The 21,947-nt window shown below is 38.9% G+C and carries 19 protein-coding genes, 3 pseudogenes and 1 other annotated feature; of the genes and pseudogenes, 15 read left to right on the top strand and 7 right to left on the bottom strand.

The annotated features are described in order from the left end of the window. Nucleotides 1-181 precede the first annotated feature (181 nt). The 3 genes from J7649_RS15430 to J7649_RS15420 all read left to right on the top strand — a co-directional run bounded on the left by J7649_RS15430 (nucleotide 182) and on the right by J7649_RS15420 (nucleotide 2,211). Nucleotides 182-1,507 (top strand): ISNCY family transposase, encoded by a 1,326-nt coding sequence (locus J7649_RS15430; RefSeq protein ID WP_001280601.1) that lies wholly within the window; start codon nucleotides 182-184, stop codon nucleotides 1,505-1,507. A 119-nt stretch (nucleotides 1,508-1,626) separates the two neighbouring features. Next, nucleotides 1,627-1,929: a type II toxin-antitoxin system RelE/ParE family toxin gene (locus J7649_RS15425; RefSeq protein WP_000286964.1), complete on the top strand. Its 303-nt coding sequence runs from the start codon at nucleotides 1,627-1,629 to the stop codon at nucleotides 1,927-1,929. Next, the gene (locus tag J7649_RS15420; RefSeq protein ID WP_000985609.1) at nucleotides 1,930-2,211 is read left to right on the top strand and encodes an addiction module antidote protein; all 282 of its coding nucleotides are present in this window, start codon (nucleotides 1,930-1,932) and stop codon (nucleotides 2,209-2,211) included. 79 nt (nucleotides 2,212-2,290) lie between these two features. Here the strand turns inward: J7649_RS15420 and J7649_RS15415 are convergent, their stop codons facing one another. Beyond that, nucleotides 2,291-2,710: an SMI1/KNR4 family protein gene (locus J7649_RS15415; protein WP_001180106.1), complete on the bottom strand. Its 420-nt coding sequence runs from the start codon at nucleotides 2,708-2,710 to the stop codon at nucleotides 2,291-2,293. A gap of 177 nt (nucleotides 2,711-2,887) precedes the next feature. Here J7649_RS15415 and J7649_RS15410 point away from each other — a divergent pair, with 177 nt between their 5' ends. The 7 genes and pseudogenes from J7649_RS15410 to J7649_RS15380 all read left to right on the top strand — a co-directional run bounded on the left by J7649_RS15410 (nucleotide 2,888) and on the right by J7649_RS15380 (nucleotide 9,954). Continuing rightward, nucleotides 2,888-4,213, top strand: a complete 1,326-nt coding sequence (locus tag J7649_RS15410) for an ISNCY family transposase (RefSeq protein WP_001280601.1) — start codon at nucleotides 2,888-2,890, stop codon at nucleotides 4,211-4,213. A 123-nt stretch (nucleotides 4,214-4,336) separates the two neighbouring features. Beyond that, complete coding sequence (locus J7649_RS15405; RefSeq protein WP_000897307.1) at nucleotides 4,337-4,657, top strand: type II toxin-antitoxin system RelE/ParE family toxin; 321 nt, start codon at nucleotides 4,337-4,339, stop codon at nucleotides 4,655-4,657. Beyond that, nucleotides 4,650-4,922, top strand: coding sequence for a NadS family protein (nadS, locus tag J7649_RS15400; RefSeq protein WP_000369781.1), 273 nt, complete (start codon nucleotides 4,650-4,652; stop codon nucleotides 4,920-4,922). The genes J7649_RS15405 and nadS overlap by 8 nt, the downstream gene beginning before the upstream one ends. A 492-nt stretch (nucleotides 4,923-5,414) precedes the next feature. Further along, entirely contained in the window at nucleotides 5,415-6,890 is a 1,476-nt protein-coding gene (msr(E), locus tag J7649_RS15395; protein WP_000052512.1) for an ABC-F type ribosomal protection protein Msr(E), read from the top strand. A gap of 55 nt (nucleotides 6,891-6,945) precedes the next feature. Further along, nucleotides 6,946-7,830, top strand: coding sequence for an Mph(E) family macrolide 2'-phosphotransferase (locus tag J7649_RS15390; RefSeq protein ID WP_000155092.1), 885 nt, complete (start codon nucleotides 6,946-6,948; stop codon nucleotides 7,828-7,830). A 237-nt stretch (nucleotides 7,831-8,067) separates the two neighbouring features. Beyond that, a pseudogene (locus tag J7649_RS15385) lies at nucleotides 8,068-9,207 on the top strand (ISNCY family transposase); the annotation flags it as partial. 42 nt (nucleotides 9,208-9,249) lie between these two features. Continuing rightward, nucleotides 9,250-9,954 carry an IS6 family transposase gene (locus J7649_RS15380; protein ID WP_219310161.1) on the top strand — a complete coding sequence of 235 codons (705 nt, stop codon included), beginning with the start codon at nucleotides 9,250-9,252 and terminating at the stop codon, nucleotides 9,952-9,954. 53 nt (nucleotides 9,955-10,007) lie between these two features. Here J7649_RS15380 and J7649_RS15375 read toward each other — a convergent pair. The 4 genes and pseudogenes from J7649_RS15375 to J7649_RS15360 all read right to left on the bottom strand — a co-directional run. After that, nucleotides 10,008-10,256, bottom strand: a pseudogene (locus J7649_RS15375) (helix-turn-helix domain-containing protein); the annotation flags it as partial. Nucleotides 10,257-10,283: 27 nt separating this feature from the next. Further along, the gene (gene floR / locus J7649_RS15370) at nucleotides 10,284-11,498 is read right to left on the bottom strand and encodes a chloramphenicol/florfenicol efflux MFS transporter FloR (RefSeq protein WP_000214122.1); all 1,215 of its coding nucleotides are present in this window, start codon (nucleotides 11,496-11,498) and stop codon (nucleotides 10,284-10,286) included. A 151-nt stretch (nucleotides 11,499-11,649) separates the two neighbouring features. After that, nucleotides 11,650-12,622: pseudogene (locus J7649_RS15365) on the bottom strand (IS3 family transposase). After that, nucleotides 12,217-12,333, bottom strand: a sequence feature (AL1L pseudoknot). Its footprint overlaps the pseudogene before it by 117 nt. Nucleotides 12,623-12,804: 182 nt before the next feature. Next, nucleotides 12,805-13,371, bottom strand: coding sequence for a recombinase family protein (locus J7649_RS15360; protein ID WP_006581699.1), 567 nt, complete (start codon nucleotides 13,369-13,371; stop codon nucleotides 12,805-12,807). Between the two features lie 706 nt (nucleotides 13,372-14,077). Between J7649_RS15360 and J7649_RS15355 the strand changes: the two genes are divergently transcribed. The 4 genes from J7649_RS15355 to J7649_RS15340 are packed head-to-tail and all read left to right on the top strand — an operon-like array spanning nucleotide 14,078 to nucleotide 18,872. Continuing rightward, nucleotides 14,078-15,091, top strand: coding sequence for a nucleotidyltransferase domain-containing protein (locus tag J7649_RS15355; RefSeq protein WP_005006358.1), 1,014 nt, complete (start codon nucleotides 14,078-14,080; stop codon nucleotides 15,089-15,091). A 9-nt stretch (nucleotides 15,092-15,100) separates the two neighbouring features. After that, on the top strand, nucleotides 15,101-16,759 hold the full coding sequence (locus J7649_RS15350) for a ThiF family adenylyltransferase (protein ID WP_005006360.1): 1,659 nt from the start codon (nucleotides 15,101-15,103) through the stop codon (nucleotides 16,757-16,759). Next, nucleotides 16,744-17,244, top strand: a complete 501-nt coding sequence (locus tag J7649_RS15345; RefSeq protein WP_005006362.1) for a Mov34/MPN/PAD-1 family protein — start codon at nucleotides 16,744-16,746, stop codon at nucleotides 17,242-17,244. Before J7649_RS15350 ends, J7649_RS15345 begins: the two co-directional genes overlap by 16 nt. Before the next feature lie 2 nt (nucleotides 17,245-17,246). Next, entirely contained in the window at nucleotides 17,247-18,872 is a 1,626-nt protein-coding gene (locus J7649_RS15340) for an SAVED domain-containing protein (RefSeq protein ID WP_005006366.1), read from the top strand. A gap of 146 nt (nucleotides 18,873-19,018) precedes the next feature. On the opposite strand, the gene J7649_RS15335 is transcribed toward J7649_RS15340, so the two are convergent. Next, nucleotides 19,019-19,345: a hypothetical protein gene (locus J7649_RS15335; protein ID WP_005028412.1), complete on the bottom strand. Its 327-nt coding sequence runs from the start codon at nucleotides 19,343-19,345 to the stop codon at nucleotides 19,019-19,021. Nucleotides 19,346-19,490: 145 nt separating this feature from the next. On the opposite strand from J7649_RS15335, the gene J7649_RS15330 reads away from it, so the two are divergent. Continuing rightward, nucleotides 19,491-20,423 carry an IS5-like element ISAba12 family transposase gene (locus tag J7649_RS15330; protein WP_053579251.1) on the top strand — a complete coding sequence of 311 codons (933 nt, stop codon included), beginning with the start codon at nucleotides 19,491-19,493 and terminating at the stop codon, nucleotides 20,421-20,423. A 145-nt stretch (nucleotides 20,424-20,568) separates the two neighbouring features. Here J7649_RS15330 and J7649_RS15325 read toward each other — a convergent pair whose 3' ends face one another. Next, nucleotides 20,569-21,945, bottom strand: coding sequence for a hypothetical protein (locus J7649_RS15325; protein ID WP_005005738.1), 1,377 nt, complete (start codon nucleotides 21,943-21,945; stop codon nucleotides 20,569-20,571). Nucleotides 21,946-21,947 lie beyond the last annotated feature (2 nt).

Genomic DNA, 21,947 nt, shown 5'->3' with positions numbered 1-21,947 from the left:
ATTTAAATTTTTAGGTTTTGGTGCATTAAGAATTTTGATTAACTTAACATAATGGCGGTTATACGAAATTCACCTGTAACTCCAAAATAGAAATGTCCGGTTTCTCCAAAGTAAAAATGTCCGCTTTTAGAATATGCACTTTTGCAATTTCGTTAGCGGACGGTTTGATATGTTGGTGTCTATGTCGGATAAAGAACTTAAACGATTGTCGGTCTTGCAGGAAATCTGCGATCAACGCATAACTCAATCCCAGGCTGCTCAGCTACTTCATATTTCAGAACGTCAGATCAGACGCTTACTGCAGAAATACAAAGCTCAAGGTCCCGCTGCATTAGCCCATGCCGGTCGTGGCCAAATCAGCAATTCCAAACTTCCTGAAGAACTCAGACTCAAGTGCCTCAATATTGTTTCTGATCAACTCCATGGTTTCGGACCCACTTTAGCGCATGAAAAGCTCACCACCGTACATGGATTCGATCTTTCAGTAGAAACCCTGCGTTCCTGGATGATTGCAGCTGACTTATGGATTCCTCGATCCAAGCGCCTAAAACGCCCGTATCAGCCTCGTTACAACCGGGATTGCTTTGGTGAACTGATCCAAATTGATGGCTCATATCATGACTGGTTTGAAGGACGCGCTGCTAAATGCTGTCTGCTGGTGTTTATCGATGATGCTACAGGAAAATTGCAGCATTTACGCTTCTGTGAATCAGAATCAGCCTTTGATTATATGATTTCAACACGCTTGTATGTTGAGCAGCATGGTAAGCCGTTGGCATTTTACAGCGACAAACATTCAGTCTTCAGGGTGAATCAAAGCAGCAAGAAAGACACCAAGATTACCCAGTTTGGACGCGTACTCAGTACCCTGAATATCGATATCATCTTCGCCAATTCACCACAGGCCAAAGGCCGTGTGGAACGTGCCAACAGAACCCTTCAGGACCGTCTGATCAAGGAGATGCGTCTGGAAGGTATCAGCTCGATTGAGCAAGCTAATGCCTGGCTACCCTGCTTCATTGAGCAGTTCAATCAGAAGTTCGCCAAGATGGCTTTTAATCCTAAGGATCTACATCGGCCTATCACTGAAACAGCCGAAGAATTAGATGATATTTTTACTTGGCGTGAACCCCGCAGAGTCACGAATAGCCTGACGATTACTTATGATAAATGCGTATATCTCCTGGAAAACACCGAAGAAAATCAAAGGTTGATCGGTAAGTATCTTGAGTTCCTGGAATACCCGGATGGTACTGTAGCCCTCATGCATGATGGCCGAAAGATCAATTACAGCCTCTTCGATAAATTAAGTCAGCTGAATCAGCGAGAGATTGTTGAGAATAAACGGTTGGGTGCTGTTCTGAATCATATCCAACAACAGCATGAAGAACTGGAACAACAAAACAAACGCAATCGTTCTCAAAAGATGCCAAGCAGACGTGCACAGAAAATAGCAATCAAAGAACGAAATCTAAATCCTGTGCTTGACTTGGAATTGTCCATATAGGACATTTCTATTTGGTTATTAGGTAGGACATTTCTACTTAGGAATAACATCACCGTTTCGAGCCCCAAATATCAAGTTTATTTCTTGCATAAATGTATCCTATAGGATACATTCTACTTATGTACTCAATATATACCACTGAAGTCTTTGATGACTGGTTCACCAAGTTAAAAGACCAGCAGGCAAAAAGACGCATACAAGTCCGAATTGATCGGGTTGAAGATGGAAACTTTGGAGATACTGAGCCGGTCGGTGAAGGTGTTTCTGAATTACGTTTCTTCTTTGGGCCAGGCTATAGGATTTATTACTGCAAGCAAGGGCAAAGGGTTGTTATTCTTTTAGCAGGCGGAGATAAGTCTACGCAAAGTAAAGATATAAAACTTGCCCTGCAATTGGCACAAGATTTAGAGGAGGAGCTATAAATGGCTATTAAACTTCGCAAATGGGACAGTGCTGAGCATCTTAAAACAGAGGATGATATGCAGGCTTACTTACAAGCATGTATTGAAGAATCTAATGGCGATGCCGCATTCATTGCAAAGGCTTTAGGTAACATTGCAAAAGCTAAAGGAATGGCTCAATTATCACGAGATACAGGCTTAGGCCGAGAAAGTCTTTATAAAGCACTTTCTGGTGATGTTAACCCTAGTTTTGATACTGTGATTAAAGTTGTAAAAGCACTGAATTTACGCTTAGCAATTTAAAAAAAGTTATTAAAAAATGGAGCTTTAGGCTCCATTTTTTAATTTCGTATAAGGTGTATTATGTTAATTTTAGAAATTCTTAATTTCCATCTATCCAAACTTGCTTGATCCAATCTGCTAAATCTTCCCACTGCTCATCGCTATATCCATCTGCTGTCCAATATCTAATTTTATGATTAGGAGATAGGCAATAATAACTACCATTATCTTCACAAATAGGTAGCCAATCTTCTGGCAGACCTTGCTCCCTAGCATCATTTAATATCTGAGATAGCCCTCGATAGCATTCTTTCTCATCTGTAAGAGACGCTAATTCAATTGTTCCATAAAAGATATTGCTAATCTCTTTCAAAACTTTTTTATAATCTTTTGGAAAAATAAAACCTATTTTTCGTTCATAAGCAGATATGAAAATATCATCAGGTAGTTCTATGTTTAGACGACTATTCCCAGATAGTTCTTTTAATTCTTGAATAATGTTATCAAGCTTATTTTGCATATACATTCTGCTCTATCGCATTAAAGTTCTTACTACAATTTAACATAATGGCTGTTATGCGAAACGAGATTGTAACTCCAAAATAGAAATGTCCGGTTTCTCCAAAGTAAAAATGTCCGCTTTTAGAATATGCACTTTTGCAATTTCGTTAGCGGACGGTTTGATATGTTGGTGTCTATGTCGGATAAAGAACTTAAACGATTGTCGGTCTTGCAGGAAATCTGCGATCAACGCATAACTCAATCCCAGGCTGCTCAGCTACTTCATATTTCAGAACGTCAGATCAGACGCTTACTGCAGAAATACAAAGCTCAAGGTCCCGCTGCATTAGCCCATGCCGGTCGTGGCCAAATCAGCAATTCCAAACTTCCTGAAGAACTCAGACTCAAGTGCCTCAATATTGTTTCTGATCAACTCCATGGTTTCGGACCCACTTTAGCGCATGAAAAGCTCACCACCGTACATGGATTCGATCTTTCAGTAGAAACCCTGCGTTCCTGGATGATTGCAGCTGACTTATGGATTCCTCGATCCAAGCGCCTAAAACGCCCGTATCAGCCTCGTTACAACCGGGATTGCTTTGGTGAACTGATCCAAATTGATGGCTCATATCATGACTGGTTTGAAGGACGCGCTGCTAAATGCTGTCTGCTGGTGTTTATCGATGATGCTACAGGAAAATTGCAGCATTTACGCTTCTGTGAATCAGAATCAGCCTTTGATTATATGATTTCAACACGCTTGTATGTTGAGCAGCATGGTAAGCCGTTGGCATTTTACAGCGACAAACATTCAGTCTTCAGGGTGAATCAAAGCAGCAAGAAAGACACCAAGATTACCCAGTTTGGACGCGTACTCAGTACCCTGAATATCGATATCATCTTCGCCAATTCACCACAGGCCAAAGGCCGTGTGGAACGTGCCAACAGAACCCTTCAGGACCGTCTGATCAAGGAGATGCGTCTGGAAGGTATCAGCTCGATTGAGCAAGCTAATGCCTGGCTACCCTGCTTCATTGAGCAGTTCAATCAGAAGTTCGCCAAGATGGCTTTTAATCCTAAGGATCTACATCGGCCTATCACTGAAACAGCCGAAGAATTAGATGATATTTTTACTTGGCGTGAACCCCGCAGAGTCACGAATAGCCTGACGATTACTTATGATAAATGCGTATATCTCCTGGAAAACACCGAAGAAAATCAAAGGTTGATCGGTAAGTATCTTGAGTTCCTGGAATACCCGGATGGTACTGTAGCCCTCATGCATGATGGCCGAAAGATCAATTACAGCCTCTTCGATAAATTAAGTCAGCTGAATCAGCGAGAGATTGTTGAGAATAAACGGTTGGGTGCTGTTCTGAATCATATCCAACAACAGCATGAAGAACTGGAACAACAAAACAAACGCAATCGTTCTCAAAAGATGCCAAGCAGACGTGCACAGAAAATAGCAATCAAAGAACGAAATCTAAATCCTGTGCTTGACTTGGAATTGTCCATATAGGACATTTCTATTTGGTTATTAGGTAGGACATTTCTACTTAGGAATAACAGAGATCTACCAGCTCTCGTTTTTTGTTATGGAAACTGCTAAAATTCAAATACGCCATTGACGTATAAAGAGTCCATGTTATTTATTGAAACCAGCATCTTTACCAAGCAAATTAAAGACCTTGTATCTGATGAGGAATATCGTCAACTTCAGCAAGATCTTTTGGTACAGCCTGATAGAGGTGACCTAATCAAGAATGGCGGTGGTATTCGCAAAGTACGTTGTGCTCAAGGTAACAAAGGGAAAAGTGGTGGGATACGGGTGATTTATTATTGGGTCACCGAGGATGATCAGATCTTTTTCTTAGTGGCTTATCCAAAATCAGTAAAAGATAATTTAACAGATAAGGAAACCGCCATTCTGCACCAACTCGTGAAGGAGCAATTTCATGGATAACAACTTATTTGATGACTTGGTTGCTTCAATCAAAGAAGCTGGAGCTATCAAACGTAAAGAAGTTAAAGCAAGCCGAGTTACAGAACTCGAATTGCCTGATATTAAAGAAGTACGTGAAAAAACTGGCTTGAGCCAAAATGAATTTGCTGCACGTCTACATATTAGCCCCCGTACCCTGCAAAATTGGGAACAGGGACGACGCTATCCAACTGGACCAGCAGCTACATTGATTCGAATTTTAGATGCTCACCCAAGCCTTATTTGAAAAAATTACTTAAAAAATGGGAGCTTAAGGCTCCCATTTTTATTTCGTATAAGGTGTATTATGTTAATTTTAGAAAATCTTCACTACTATTATTTTAAAATAAGCCTTATATCCAAGCATAAAACAAGGTTGTCTAGACTTCTTTTAACAGTAAAGTTATCATAAAACTGAATTTTATTTTTTAGGTAAGTTTATGCATTCTATCCGCATTCGTTAAGACACAACTATTTGCATAGTGACACTATTTTATAATGGTGGGCTTTTGTTGTGTCTTTAAGAATATATGCGGATATATAAAGTAAAAGTATGCTTAATTTATAAGTATGCTTTTAGTGCATAGTTTCCAGTTATAACTTAATTGACTAGCTATTTGTCCACCCTGTGGATGAATAGCTTTTTTTTTGGGAGGACACTGTGATGCTAGCTTTTGTTTTCACCTAAATCCTGTTTGCTGCATAAAAAATTTCAAGAGCTAAACAGGAGTAAATAAAAATGAGTTTAATTATTAAAGCGAGAAACATACGCTTGGATTATGCTGGGCGTGATGTTTTGGATATTGATGAATTGGAAATTCACTCTTATGACCGTATTGGTCTTGTGGGTGATAACGGAGCAGGAAAGAGTAGTTTACTCAAAGTACTTAATGGCGAAATTGTTTTAGCCGAAGCGACATTACAGCGTTTTGGTGATTTTGCACATATCAGCCAACTGGGCGGAATCGAAATAGAAACGGTCGAAGACCGGGCAATGTTATCTCGCCTTGGTGTTTCCAATGTACAAAACGACACAATGAGTGGCGGAGAGGAAACTCGTGCAAAAATTGCTGCCGCATTTTCCCAACAAGTACATGGCATTCTAGCGGATGAACCAACCAGCCACCTTGATCTCAATGGAATAGATCTACTTATTGGTCAACTTAAAGCATTTGATGGAGCATTACTTGTTATCAGTCATGACCGATATTTTCTTGATATGGTTGTAGACAAGATATGGGAGTTAAAAGACGGTAAAATTACGGAATATTGGGGTGGTTACTCGGATTACTTGCGTCAAAAAGAAGAAGAGCGACAACACCAAGCCGTAGAATATGAGCTGATGATGAAGGAACGGGAGCGATTAGAATCTGCTGTGCAAGAAAAACGCCAGCAAGCTAATCGATTAGACAATAAGAAAAAAGGAGAAAAATCCAAAAACTCTACCGAAAGTGCTGGACGACTTGGGCATGCAAAAATGACTGGCACCAAGCAAAGAAAACTGTATCAGGCAGCTAAGAGTATGGAAAAGCGTTTGGCTGCATTAGAAGATATTCAAGCACCAGAGCATTTGCGTTCTATTCGTTTTCGTCAAAGTTCAGCCCTAGAACTGCACAATAAGTTCCCGATTACGGCAGATGGTCTGAGCTTAAAATTTGGTAGCCGTACTATCTTTGATGACGCTAACTTTATAATACCGCTTGGCGCTAAAGTCGCTATAACTGGATCGAATGGAACAGGGAAAACGTCCTTGTTAAAAATGATATCAGAACGTGCTGATGGATTAACCATATCTCCAAAAGCTGAAATTGGCTACTTTACACAAACAGGATATAAATTTAACACGCATAAATCTGTGCTCTCCTTTATGCAGGAAGAGTGCGAGTACACAGTTGCGGAAATTCGTGCAGTATTGGCTTCAATGGGGATCGGAGCGAATGATATTCAAAAAAACTTATCCGACTTATCGGGAGGTGAAATCATCAAACTGCTTTTATCCAAAATGCTTTTAGGAAAATATAATATTTTGCTTATGGATGAACCAGGAAACTATCTTGACCTAAAAAGTATTGCCGCATTAGAAACAATGATGAAGTCCTATGCAGGAACTATTATCTTCGTATCTCATGACAAGCAATTGGTCGATAATATTGCTGACATTATCTACGAGATCAAAGACCACAAAATCATCAAGACTTTTGAGAGAGATTGTTAATGATAGCCAATCTAATCCGAACATTAATTATTGAACTCTTTAAAGGAAATTAAAAATGACAATTCAAGATATTCAATCACTTGCTGAAGCACACGGCTTGTTGCTTACGGACAAAATGAATTTCAATGAAATGGGCATTGATTTTAAGGTCGTTTTTGCTCTTGATACAAAGGGGCAACAATGGTTGCTGCGTATTCCTCGTCGTGATGGCATGAGGGAACAAATCAAGAAAGAAAAACGCATTTTAGAATTGGTAAAAAAACATCTTTCTGTAGAGGTTCCTGATTGGAGAATTTCATCTACAGAATTAGTGGCTTATCCCATACTTAAAGATAATCCTGTTTTAAATTTGGATGCTGAAACCTATGAAATAATTTGGAATATGGACAAAGATAGCCCGAAATACATAACATCTTTGGCAAAAACCTTATTTGAAATCCATAGTATTCCTGAAAAAGAAGTTCGGGAAAATGATTTGAAAATTATGAAACCTTCAGATTTAAGACCTGAAATAGCAAACAATTTGCAGTTAGTAAAATCTGAAATTGGTATAAGTGAGCAATTGGAAACCCGCTACAGAAAATGGTTGGATAATGATGTTCTATGGGCAGATTTCACCCAATTTATACATGGCGATTTATATGCTGGGCATGTACTAGCTTCAAAGGATGGAGCTGTTTCAGGCGTTATTGATTGGTCAACAGCCCATATAGATGACCCAGCGATTGATTTTGCTGGGCATGTAACTTTGTTTGGAGAAGAAAGCCTCAAAACTCTAATCATCGAGTATGAAAAACTAGGGGGTAAAGTTTGGAATAAACTATATGAACAGACTTTAGAAAGAGCAGCGGCCTCTCCTTTGATGTATGGTTTATTTGCCTTAGAAACTCAAAATGAAAGCCTTATCGTTGGAGCAAAAGCTCAGTTGGGAGTTATATAATTTAAAAATATGATTGCTGAGAACTGCCTTGTTTTGAAACTTGGTTGGCTTTAATTAGTTTTTAGTATTCTTTATAGAAAATGCCTCGATCAAGGGGCATTTCTAACAATCATTTAACATAAAATTTCTTATGTGAAGTAACCTTGTTAGAAACCATTTAAAGTGTCTATATTCTCACCAATAAAAATGTCTAGTTTATGATGGTTTTTACCATCATGGACTGGATATAAATTAGAGATGTTGATCACTATGTCTGACAAGGAAATTCAACGTCTTGCAGTTCTGCAAGACGTTCGAGATCATCGTATTACCCAGGTCCGTGCTGCTGAAATCCTGAATCTTTCCACCCGTCAAATTACCCGGTTATTGCAGAAGCTCAATCAAGACGGTGTTTCAGGTCTGGCACATGCCAGTCGTGGTCAACCGGGTCATCGTCGCCATGATGACTTGTTAAAATCAAAATGTCTTTCCATTATTTCTGAACATCTGCTGGGCTTTGGTCCTACCTTGGCGCATGAGAAGCTCAGCAGCATGTTTGGCCTGCATATCCCGGTAGAAACGGTTCGGCGCTGGATGACGGCCAATGACCTCTGGATTCCTCGATCCAAGCGCCTGAAACGTCCATATCAGCCACGTTATAACCGTGATTGCTTCGGTGAGCTGATCCAGATTGATGGCTCATATCATGACTGGTTTGAAGGACGCGCTGCTAAGTGCTGTTTATTGGTGTATATCGATGATGCCACTGGAAAGCTGTTGCATCTGCGCTTTTGTGAGGCGGAAACGACCTTTGACTATATGCTTTCAACCCGAGCCTACATTGAACAATACGGCAAGCCTCTGGCCTTTTATAGCGACAAACATTCGGTATTCAGAGTGAATCAGAAATCCAGCCAAGACAGCCAGATCACGCAATTTGGGCGGATTCTGAATGAGTTAAATATTGATATTATCTTTGCCAACTCACCACAGGCTAAAGGTCGCGTAGAACGCGCGAATAGAACCCTTCAAGACCGTTTGATCAAGGAGATGCGTCTGGAAGGCATCAGTTCAATTGCCGAAGCCAATGCATGGCTACCCTGCTTCATTGAGCACTTCAATCAGAAGTTTGCCAAGTGTGCGAGAAACTCGAAGAATTTACATCGATCTTTAACGGAATCTGATGCTGAGCTGGAGGATATATTCACTTGGCAGGAACCGCGTAAGGTCACGAAGAACCTAACCATCACCTATGACAAGTGTATTTATCTGCTTGAACCGACAGAGCTGAATCATAAGCTTGTTGGGCAATACATTTCATTTCTGGAGTACCCGGATGGCACTGTGGCCCTCATGCATGAAGGACGGAAGATCAACGGCACTGTTGCAAATAGGCTGACATGATAAGCTAAATATCTTATTTATTTCGAGATACAGCAGATGAATCCCTTCCACGGTCGGCACTTTCAAGGTGAAATCATTCTTTGGGCTGTTCGTTGGTATTGTAAATATGGCATCAGCTATCGTGAACTTCAGGAAATGCTGGCCGAACGTGGAGTGAATGTTGATCACACCACAATTTATCGTTGGGTTCAGCGTTATGCTCCAGAAATGGAAAAACGTTTACGCTGGTATTGGCGTAATCCTACAGATCGACATTTATGGCATCTGGATGAAACTTACGTAAAAGTGAATGGCAAATGGGCATATCTATACCGTGCAGTTGACCAACGTGGCCATACTATTGATTTTTATCTTTCTTCTAGACGTAATACCAAATCAGCATATTGTTTTCTTGGAAAAATTTTAAATAATGTGAAGAAGTGGCAAATTCCACAAGTGATCAACACGGATAAAGCACCCACATATGGACGTGCTTTATCACGGTTAAAACGGGAAGGTAAATGTCCACCAGACCTTGAGCACAGGCAGATTAAGTATAAAAATAACGTGATTGAATGTGATCATGGCAAGCTAAAGCGGATCATCAGGGCCACATTAGGATTCAAATCTATGAAGACGGCTTATGCCACAATTAAAGGTATTGAAGTCATGCGTGCACTACGTAAAGGACAAGCATCGTCATTTTATTATGGTCAGCCTCAGGGTGAAGTGTGTCTAATCAACAGGGTTTTCGGTCTCTAAGTACTTTTTAAAGGGAACATCATCGACTCAAATCTCTATTTGCAACAGTGCCCCATGAAGTGCCTGCCTGCGTCTGTTAGCCGAACGCCCCGCGCATGGCGCTCAAATAGCAGGACACCAAGGTTATCCTCCAGCGCTTTCACACGCGCGCTGACGCTCGACTAGCTGATACCAAGTGCCTTGGCCGCATGCCGAAAATTCAGATGCTCGGCGACGGCGATGAACTGAACAAGGGAAATGAGCGGTATCCTGCCAGACAGGATACCGACATTCACGAGGTTTCGATGGTTAGTGCGCCGCATCGGAGCGGGCCTGCTACCAGTCGTCGGTTAGACGACTGGCGACTTCTCGGTGGCAGCCCCACGGAGCCGAAGGAGCACCAGCCCCAACGAAACCAGTACCGCCATCGCCGTGGCGTAACAGATCACGGGCCACGCTGTGTCACCGTTTAAAAGTGCCACCGCCAATGTCCCGACAATGCTGACTATCAGGCTTTGAACGCAGAAGTAGAACGCGACCGCTGATCCCGCGATGTCGTCGAACTCTGCCAAAGCGCCGTTCGCGGTAACGGACACCGTGAAGACAATACCGACCGCGACAACCCACATCGGTAGGATGAAGGTGAGGAATGACGGCGAGCCGTAAAGTTCGCCGATCCCCAACAGGACCGCTCCGCAAACAAGCAACGCCATCCCACGCGCCACGCATCCTGCGATGCCCCATCTGGCGACAAAGGACTTCGCGAAACGGGTTGTCACGATCATTACAAGCGCGACAGTGGCGAAGGCAAAGCTGAATCCGATCTCGGAATATTCCGCTTGGCCTATGAGCACACGGGGAGCCGTCGAGAAGAAGACGAAGTAGGTGCCCATACCGGCGCTAAAGCCGACAGTGTAAACCCAAAAAGCCGGACTCGCGAAGATCGGCAAGACAGATCGGCGCGTCTTGACTTGATCCAGAGGGCGGGTTTCGTGCCACCTGAAACCCGCATTTAGGAGTGCGAGCATCGCCAGTATAGCCAAAGTAATGAATATCGCCTGCCATCCCAAGAACTCGCCGATCAATACTCCGGCGATAGGGCCGAGCGCAGGCACGAACGCCAGCATCGAACTGAAAAGGCCGTAGATGACGACACCCTCAGGACGGTTGGCATAAACGTCGCGAACCGTCGCGAACGTCGCCACCAGCATGGCCGACGCGCCCACTGCTTGAAGTAGACGGAAAGCGACAAAGGCCGGTGCAGTTGAAGACCAAGCTGCTCCCAGAGACGCAATGACGAAAGCCGTTGCGCCCGCAAGTAGAATTGGCCGTCGCCCGATTCTGTCTGAGAGCGGACCAAAAATCACCTGGCCCACGCCGAGCATCACCATATAGAGGCTCAACGTGAGTTGGATCATAGCGGGCGTCGTGTTCAGGATGCCGGGCATCGCTGGAACGACAGGGAGATAAATATCCATCGCCAGTGAAGCGAGGATGTCGAAAGGAGCCATCAGCAGCAGTGCTGCCGGCAGCGTATAGGCCCACGCGGGGCGTGTGGTGGTCATGACGAATCAACCCTCGATTAAGGAATACCGGGCGACGTCTGCTCGTCAGCAATCAGATGAGACTAGCCTTACAGAGCGCCGCAACAACAATACTGGTTGTTGCGGCTTACTTGTCTGCTGACTTGGAATTTCCCATCTGATTACTCCACGCTTACGAATATGAATTGCTACATTTTATCCGATTATCTTTTGCTTTGCAATGCGGCATGGGCGCACTCAGCGTTCCAGCCCCCTCTGCCGCCCTAAATGCTTGCTCCAATGCATCGAGCACCATATCTGTATTCATCCGTGTCGATACTTTCCATCCAACAATTGCTCGTGAGAACACATCAATAATAAATGCAGTATAGACCCAGCCTGAATTTGTTTGAATATACGTAAAGTCACTCACCCACAGTTGGTCAGGATGATCAGCACTAAAATTACGTTTCACCAAGTCATCCGCTCGTTTTTGATCATCTCGGCTACGGGTGGTTTGTTTGTTCTTACCACGCCAAACACCTTGTATACCTAGCTTTTGCATTAATCGAGCAACAGTACAGCGTGCAATAATATAGCCTTCACGTTTCAGTTTTTGCCAGACTTTACGTACACCATACCGACCTGAACTTTCCTTCCAAATTCGTTTAATCTCCTCAGCATGATGCAAGTCATGTAAATCTCGCTTTGCTCGATGTTCTGGATTTTCGCAGAGATCTAGAGTCCGGTAATAGGTTGAAGCTGCGATCGGTAAAATCCTACAAATCGCCTCAACACCATATAGCTCTTTATTGTTATGGATAAAATCCACCATTATTTGTGTGGGCGGTCGAGCTCCGCCTGGGCGAAAAAAGCGGCTGCTTTACGTAGAATTTCATTGGCACGTTGCAGTTCTTTATTTTCGCGTTCCAGTTGTTTGATACGTTCTTGGTCTGAAAGCTGCTGTACTTTAACTGGATTTTGTTTATCTAAATATTTTTGATACCAAACACGTAGTGTTTCAGGAGTACAACCCTTGCGCAGTATACTGCTCAGGGAGCAATAGCGGTGATCGCAGCCCAATTCGATGGATAATCTTTCTCGGATTCAATCAATAATTGAACCGCTCTTTCTCTGATTTCAGGGGTATATTTTACTTTTTTCATCGGGACATTCTCTCAGAAAGCTTGGTCTCCGACAAACCCGGTACGGTTCAAAAATCTTCCATTGATTTATTTATATCTGTTAAACCAGTCGCATTATGAAATGTAATATAAGTAGAAATTTCAGTATAAATGGTCATGATCTTTTCTAAATTTGAATATCTAAGCGTCTTCATTAATCAACCTTATTGATTATTAGTTTCTTCTTTTAAAGCTCTTTGTACTGTTGCTATCCCTACTTTAAACTTTTCTGCAACACCTCTAAATGTTGAATTTTCTTCAGCCATTGCTTTTCGTATTTCAACATAGTCAACCTTCCGCTTTCTTCCCTTATATAAGCCCTTCGCTTTGGCTTTTGCAATTCCTTCCTTTTGACGCTCACGGATCATGGAGCGTTCAAACTCTGCAAATGCAGCAAGCATCTGAAACATGAGTTTATTTATTGCCGATTGTGCTACATCATGACTGAAGGTCAAATTCTCTTTATGAAAAATAATGGTTATACCACGATCATTCAGACTATTCACAATTTCGTTCAGATCATTTGTATTACGTGCCAGACGATCAATACTATGAACATGCACCGTATCACCTTCACGCAGATAGTCGAGCATTGCATTTAACTGAGGACGTTCACGGCTACCACCGCTTGCCTTTTCAGTAAAGGTCTTATCCAGGCTGATTCCATCTAATTGACGTTCAGTATTTTGTTCAGTTGAACTGACTCGAATATATCCGACCTGATTAGGCATTCTGTACCGTTAGAGTTTAGATAATTAAATACATATTGTACCGAAATTAAATATTAAGTCTATAAATACGGTTTTTGAGTTGCTTTTTAAGACTTTATTTTGTTCCGTTAGGCTATAGTCTAAAGTAACAGAATGAATATTCTACCCCCGATAGAAACAGCCGTACTCTGGGGGGAGATTTTTTTGATGTGCAGGTGCCGACCCTTACCAGAAGGCACTGTTGAAAATAACCACGAATCGTAAGCTGAATACTCTTTTAGCTAAAGGAGCAGCATATGAATTCTTTCCATAAAATTTAGGCTTGTATACCCAGAAAAATGTGGAACTTCTTAGGTTTCATACATGAGGATTTTGATAGGCTCACTGACTATTTTAAATTGTGTGCCTTAACTCTCTGTTCTAAAAGGCTATTCAGAATTTTTAGACTGTTTATTTTGAACATTCTTTTTACTCTGTGGTGGCGATGCCGTAATTGGACCTTGCAAGATGCATGGTCGTGTATGGGCGATGTCCAGAAAGAATTTGACTCAAAACTATTTTAGTTGGGAAGGAATGCTAAAAATTGGAGATTGATACATCTCATCGTTTGTTTAAATATTTTTTGATTAAATTTTCCCTTTAAAAATTCTATTTTTTTTAATGTCTTAACTTGTATTTAATATAGGAGATCCCCATAACAACAAAAGCACTACAGGAATACAACAATATGGCGAATCCACAAAAACACTATGCTAAGTTCCACACAAATATTCGATTAGGTCGTTATGACGAAGAAAGTACATTACGTGAAAAACGTGACCTTTTGATTAGCACCTTAAAAGATGAACTCAAAAAGGATCCAAATGGTCCTCAATTTGTTGAATACTTTAATCAAGGTAGTTATGCCTTGGGCACAGGGATTAAGCCTAAGAATGGAGATTATGATATTGATGTAGGAGTTTTATTAGATTGTGACAAAGAGGAATATGGCTCAGTAGAAATTAAAAAAATTGTTAGAGATGCTTTAACTCATTCAAATAGAACTGTAACGATCAAACGACCTTGCGTAACTGTCACTTATCTCAAAAATGGTAGTCCCGATTATCATGTAGATCTGCCCATCTACGCTGAAGACGACAAAGGCAATATGTATCTAGCTCGAGGTAAGGAATTCTCCTCTGAAGACCTTAAGACTTGGGATATTTCAAATCCTACTGAACTTACCGATACAATTTTGGGAAAATTTGAAGATGATTCAGATTTACGTCATCAGTTTAGACGATGTACTCGCTACTTGAAACAATGGCGAAATGAGAAAGGTCTAGATTTTTTTAAGAGTATTGCTATCACTACAGCTGTATATGAGCATATAACAGCTGAAGATTATGAGAATGATAATAAGGTATTACTTTCTATAGTAAATAATGTATTAGATCAATTCACTACCTTTAGCATTGATCCAGAAAATAACGAGTATTACTTCAGACTCGTAATTAATTTACCTGCACATCAAGGTGTAGACTTACTCGAAAAATTGACCCGAAAACAAATGGAGCACTTAAAATCAAAACTTGAAGATTTAAAATCATCTTTAGAAGCTGTAAATGAGGAAACTGATACAGTAGAAGCTTGCAAAATTTTAAATAAAACTTTTGGAAGACAATTCCCTATCCCTGAAATACAAGAAGTGTCCGAACCAGTAGTACAAACTTATTACACTCAAGAAGGAAAATCTGCTTAGGAAAACTCAATGTTTTTTGATAACCCAAAGTTAGACAATATTGAAAAGCTATTAAGTGAACATGGAGCTCAAAATATCCATGTCACTTCTATTACTAAGGATTGGGTTAATCTAAAATTTGATTTTCTCATTAATACACAACAGGTTTGCCTTGGTCTAATTTTTCAAAATAGAGCTAATTGGACGATACCTCCCATTTTTAGAATATTGACACGACCAATGTCTGCCTTAGATCATGTGAGTCAAAGTGGGGAAATTTGTACTACGGATCATCAAGGTGAAAACTTTGAAGGCTATAGACATAAAGAACTTATTACTGAATTCTTTGAAAGGGCTATAGATATACTCAAGCAATCTTTTATTAATTTTCAATTAAACAACCGAGTAAGCTTGTATAACGAACTAGAAGGATATTTAGGCAGCACTCAAAATATAAATGAGGATGTAATATTACATTGCGACCCTACTTCTACATTTAATTTATATGGTTGGTTAAGAAAATCATCAAAAGGGAATCATCAAATATTAGAGCATATTGATGATGGCGATAGTTCTTACATAAACCACAACCAGCTCACAAAAGTAAAAATTCATAAGATATTATTAGAAGATGCTTCTGTTTTCCCCATACCAGATATAGGAGATTATTTTAATGAGGACTATTTTCTAAAAATTGTTAATACCCTCTCTAATGAGAACAAACGATCTTTGTTAAAACAAGGCAATCATTATGCCCTAGTGGGAATTCCAAATGAACATGGATTTGCTTATGTGATTTTTTATTATGCCATTTGGTATTCTTTCAAAGAAAAAGTATCCTTCAAAGGCTTTAAAGTCTCTTTAACACAAAGAGCGTGGATAGATTATTTATTAAATAGAACGGGGCAAGAGAAAAAAACAAGACATATAGCGATTATCGGATGTGGGGCTTTAGGCTCAAAGATTGCAGAGATATTAGCTCAAACAGGCGTAAATAAATTTTCTTTCATAGATCCAGAGCTTTTAAAAACAGATAATATTTATCGTCATTCTTTAGGTTTGCAGTATGTTAATACCTATAAATCTACTTCTTTAGCTAATAAGTTTTTAATAGAAAGGCCCGGATTAACTATTTTTCCATTCGTAAGCCATGGTGAAAGCTGGATAAAATCAAAAATTACTGAAGATATTGATACTATCATCATAGCAATTGGCCATACTCCTACTGAGATTTCTCTCGTAAAAACTATTTATGAAATAAGTGCAAACATTCAAGTAATAATAGGCTGGTTAGAACCTTATGATTTAGGTGGACATTTTATTTCTTTCAATAATAAACATGTAGGATGTTTAAACTGCTTATATTTTGATGAAAAATCAAATAAAAGTCTTACCCCTATGTATAAATATGTACAATCTGGACAGCTAATTGCTAAAAATATTACAGGGTGTGCTGGTGCATTTACCCCCTTCTCTTCTTTAAATTGCATGAAGCTAGCAAGCTATATTTCTGAATATGTCCTGAATCAACAATTAGGATTTGTTTCTATTTCTGGCGACAATCAGAATGCAAATAAAAATGGAATAATTACTACCCCTTTTTATAATTCAGTAAATAATTCAAATGGAATTAATATATTGAATTTAAAAGAAATTTATAAAGAAGTATGCCCATGTTGCAATACATAACTCAAGGGAGGATTAAATGTGACACACCTACAGGCCAAGTCTTTATTATTCAAGCAAATGTTTTAAAGAGTTTAAAGCAATTTATACAATTAGAATCAGATTCTCCAGAATCGGGTGGCATTCTAATTGGAAGAACAGACATAGAAACTAAAGCTAAAATCATTGAAAGCTTTACCTCTCCTATGGAAGGAGACTGTCAAACACGTATGTCTTTCTTTAGGTCAAAGTCCCACCAATATGCTTTAATACAAGCTTGGAACGAATCTAAAAAATTCTATAATTTTCAAGGCCTATGGCATACACATCCTGAAGATGTACCAACACCCTCTCCAACCGATTTAAGGGATATAGATACTGTTCTAAATGGCATTACCAATCTTAATGACCCAGTTTTATATTTAATAATCGGAAGAGTAAAAACTGGAATCTGGATTGGTAGAAAAAATTTTAAAATCAAACTGTTAGGTTATATTGAGTTAAATTGAAAATGCAACTAGACCCATCCCTAAGTTTACAGACTTCTTTATCAGCAATAGATGATTTATCAAATGCAAATAAATATATAGAAGAAATTTTAAAGCATATTTGTATAGATTCATTAGGTGTATTAGTTGATGAAGAACGTAAAAATATAATTTTTGTCTTATTGAAAAATAAAAGCCCTGAAAGTTTTTTCCGTATAATTCTCAATTATGATGATACTTTAACTTTTGTCCGAAGATTGCTTGCCAAAAAAATTTCCATTTATGCACGCTTTCTTCAAGGTCACATAATTGATGCCCACACTCTACATGATTTTGAAAAGTTAAAAGAAACATGGAATTTAACCTCCTCTCAAGAGAGCGAAGTTAAAGATGTAGATTTTGTTCCTAGAAAGATTCCTAAACAAAAACCAAACCCTGTAAACCAATTAGAATATTTCATAAAAAGAATTTTTGATTTTGAGCATCTTACAGGTAGGGGTAACGATTTATCTGAAAAAGATAAAAACCAGATTTATCTCTCAAGTCATGGCCGATGTATGTTTAAAGGATGTGGTGCAAAATTAAACATAGATGAAATAACTGGATTTGAAGGTACATATGGCGTTTTAGCTCATAATGTTGCAGCATCAGAAAATTCTACTCGCGGTATCCCCTTCTTCTCATATCAACTATCAGATGATCCAACGAATATTTTATTATTATGTGAAAAACATCATAGGTTAATTGATAAAGTTGCTGGCGCAGAATATACAGCTTCAAGACTCTCGCAAATGAGAAGTAATTTCACAGCACAATGCGAAGATTTATTAGATTCTTTAAGCTTTACTCCTATGCCAGTGTATTTATTTTTCTGGCCCGTGAATCGCAATATTCCTCAGTCTCCTTCACGACGTGATATTGCAAGCTGCCTTCTCCCATTAAAATCTATTTTGCATAAAGATAAGACACTAATTCATGAACCATTACCAGCTCATTTAAGAGCTTCAGCTGATGAGTTCTATAAAAAGTATTTTTTAGAAGAATTTGAAGTTCAAACAGAACAATTACTTAGGGAAACTAAATTTGATGATAAGAGAGTAGCTATTTTTGGCTTCGGCCCTATGCCATGCCTAATAGCATTAGGAAGTAAATTAGGAAATAAAGGGAAATTTATACCTATGCTTATGTATAGGGATGGAAGTTGTTGGATGTGGCCTGATCTTATATGTACAACCAAAGCGTATGAAATTAATAATTTCAGTGAAATAGAAGATTGTACTGAAATTACTATTAGATTGAATCTCACTGCTGATCCAGAAACCTCTAAAAATAAGGCTGTTGAATTAGGACATCCGGTAATTAACATTACTGCTAAACCAGAATATATGGGGAATGGAGCAATAAGAAATCCTGAACGAGGACTAAGTTTCATGCAAGATATTCATGCGTTATTTCATAGTCTAACAGATAAAGGAATTACCAAAATTCATGTCTTACCATGTGCATCCAATGCTGCTTGTATATGGTTTGGACAAGCATTTGATCTGCATCATCCTGAAATGGTTATTTATGATTACTTAAATAATTCAATGGTTCCAAGACTTCAAATTCGAAATAATGGAAGCAAGAATGAAATCGCTGTAATTTAAACAGTATATTTGATAGTACTTTCATACCATTAGATTTAAATATGACATTAGTAAATGGAGTTTAGCTCTAATGGGGCTTTGTTGCATAAATATCTAAGACTATGATTTTGTTTAATTTATTTTTGGATTAAAATTTAAACAAATCCTTAAAAATCAGTATCTTGAAGAATGTTTATACAACAAAGCCGTTTTAAACTAAAAAATGTTTGTAATACTATTTTATTTAAATCACTCTGCGATCTAGGTATTAAATTTAAGACTTTCCATGGTTTTAAATAATCTTGCAGATTTTTTTGTGGTTCGAGAATATTTAAATCTTTATTAATATCAAAATTTGAGGGAATTCCATTTGTATTTTTTGCTAATAATTCCTTAACTAAATTTGTTGGAATAGCTCCATTTAAATGAACGTGTAAATCACCCTTAGGAAGATTCACTATCATATCTTCATTAATTTTTTGTAGTGCAGACATAAGTGTAGAAATTAATATAGCTGATTGAATTTTATCATAAAATCTATTTCCAAGTTATTTATTTTTAAATTTTTCTATTTCAATTCTGAATGGCTTTGTTGCACAAACCTATCTGTAAAGGGTTTTTCAGCGATATAATTTTCAAATGAAGAAGCCTACACACAAAATCTACCGCACAACCAATTGGCCCGCATATAACCGAGCACTCATGAGTCGAGGAAATATTGCCATTTGGTTTGATCCTGCTACGCAATGGTATGCGCCATCAAAAGGCAAACAAGGGCGAAATCAAACCTACTCCGACGCAGCCATCCAATGCTGCTTAATGATTAAATCCTTATTCCGTCTGTCTTTACGTATGGTCACTGGCTTTGTGCAAAGTCTGATTAAACTTTGCGGATTAAATTGGATAGCTCCAGATTACACCACGCTTTGTAGAAGACAAAAGCATATTGATATTGTAATCAGCTACCAAAAAAGTAGCGATGGGCTGCATCTACTCATGGACTCTACAGGCATGAAGTTTCTAGGTGAGGGCGAATGGAAACGCAAGAAACATGGACCTGAATATCGTCGCCAATGGCGTAAACTTCATATTGGTATAGATGCTAAAACCCTACAAATACGAGCAGTTCAGCTTACAACCAATAATGTCAGTGATTCACAGGTGCTTGGTGATTTACTTAATCAGATTCCACAAGATGAGCGGATTGACTCTGTTTATACCGATGGGGCTTATGACACCAAGCAATGCCGTCAGGTCATTGCAGATCGGCAAGCGCATGCGGTGATTCCACCTAGAAAAAATGCGAAACCATGGAAAGATACAAAGAGTAGCTCGCTAGAGCGAAATGAATTACTTCGAACAATTAAACGTTTAGGCAGGACACTATGGAAAAAATGGTCAGGCTATCATCGGCGAAGTTTGGTTGAAACTAAGATGCATTGCATCAAATTATTAGGAGATAAACTCAGTGCAAGGAGTTTTGATAGCCAAGTGAATGAGATCCATGCACGTGTAGCAGTCCTTAACAGATTTACGGAATTAGGTCGACCACTTACCCAAGTTACGCCTTAAATTTGGCTCAATTAGGGGCGCTTTGCATTTCAAATCTTTGTGCAACAAAGCCACTTCAAAGTAGAAATGTCTGGTCTGGATTGTTGCCACTCTAATTTGAGTTTAAAAAAGCTAGCAAATCTGCTAGCTTTTTAAGATGATTATTCTATTTTTTAGAATTTAATAAACCAAAGAAGTTCTCTCCATCGTTCTCTAAGTCTTCAAAAAACTTATAAAACGATTGGGCAATAGCCTTATTTTTGACAATAATACCCACAGGCACTGTTGTTAAAATATTTGTGGATGAATCACTAACGTGAATAATCAAAACACAAAAAGAGTCTTTCATAACCAAAAGCTCAAAATTACCGTCAAAAACTACACTACTTTCCTTAAACGTTAGAAAGTGCTTGGCTCCTGCCTCAGCTGTGATTAGTTTTTTATAACTTGCGATTGATTGTTTATCATTTCTGTATGCCACTGGTAAGAAGCATTTAAAGTTTTTGGTAATTGTGGTTGTCGATAAACGATCAATAAAATCACTAAATCTATCTGACTTACCCCAAAATTCATCTGATGGAGCTAACCAATACAGCTGTTTATCATCATTATTCTGGTCTTGATATTGTTTGATTGTTTTGAAAAACAGGTCTGAATTTTCCTTAGAATATATTGGCCCGATAAAGTATTCATTGGATTTGTGTTCTAGCTTAAATAAGCGATCTAAATTAAGCTTATTCTCGCTAAAAATAGATTCAACTGAAAAAGTATCCTCCATATCTAATTCATGGAGTACCTTTAGAATATCCTCAATATTTTGTGGCTTCTTAGCTGATCTAAGAGCAGCGTAAAGAGAATCTTCGATTTTGTTAAGATTTTCCATGTGATTAAAATCACTAATCTCTGTAGGTGTATAATTCTCATCAAGCGTCAATGGTAATGTAAAACGACGAGAATGGTCTCGCAATTTTTCCACTTGGCTCATTTTATACAGTTGCAGCTTCTTTTCATCCACTGATGGATTCAACTTAACTAATCCTTGGCTGAAATAAAATCGAAAATTTTTCTGAAACTCCTTACTAACCAAAGACTCACCATTTGAAAGGTATTGGTTAGAAGCATCTAATTTAATTGAATTTGCCCCATTGTCAGATGCGTTGGGATTAACTGGCTCAGGATTCAAGCCAATCATCTCAAAACTCATCTTTTGAATATTGTCCTCAATCTTATTTACATAAGGAATTGCACAAACATCCGAGAATGCTTTCTCAAGTCGCTGAGTCAGAGCAAATCGATCATCTTCAAGATGTTTTATCTGCATTTGTTTTAATAATTTAGTTAATAGCACATCTGTTTCATGATTAGATAACCCTAAGAACCGCGCTATTTTTTCAGCAGAAAGTGGTGCAATTACCAATAGGCGCAATACCATAGAATCAATAAAATCTAAGGTATCTGTTGTGGTATAGCTAAATGCCACATTGAATAGTTGTGATGGCAATGTAACATCTACGTCATGATAGCTTCTTAGTGAATTTTCCATGA

The sequence above is a fragment of the Acinetobacter lwoffii genome (genome assembly GCF_019343495.1).
Taxonomy (GTDB): domain Bacteria; phylum Pseudomonadota; class Gammaproteobacteria; order Pseudomonadales; family Moraxellaceae; genus Acinetobacter; species Acinetobacter lwoffii_P.
Note: the sequence above shows the minus strand (reverse complement) of the source record. Positions and strands in the feature narration are given on the sequence as shown.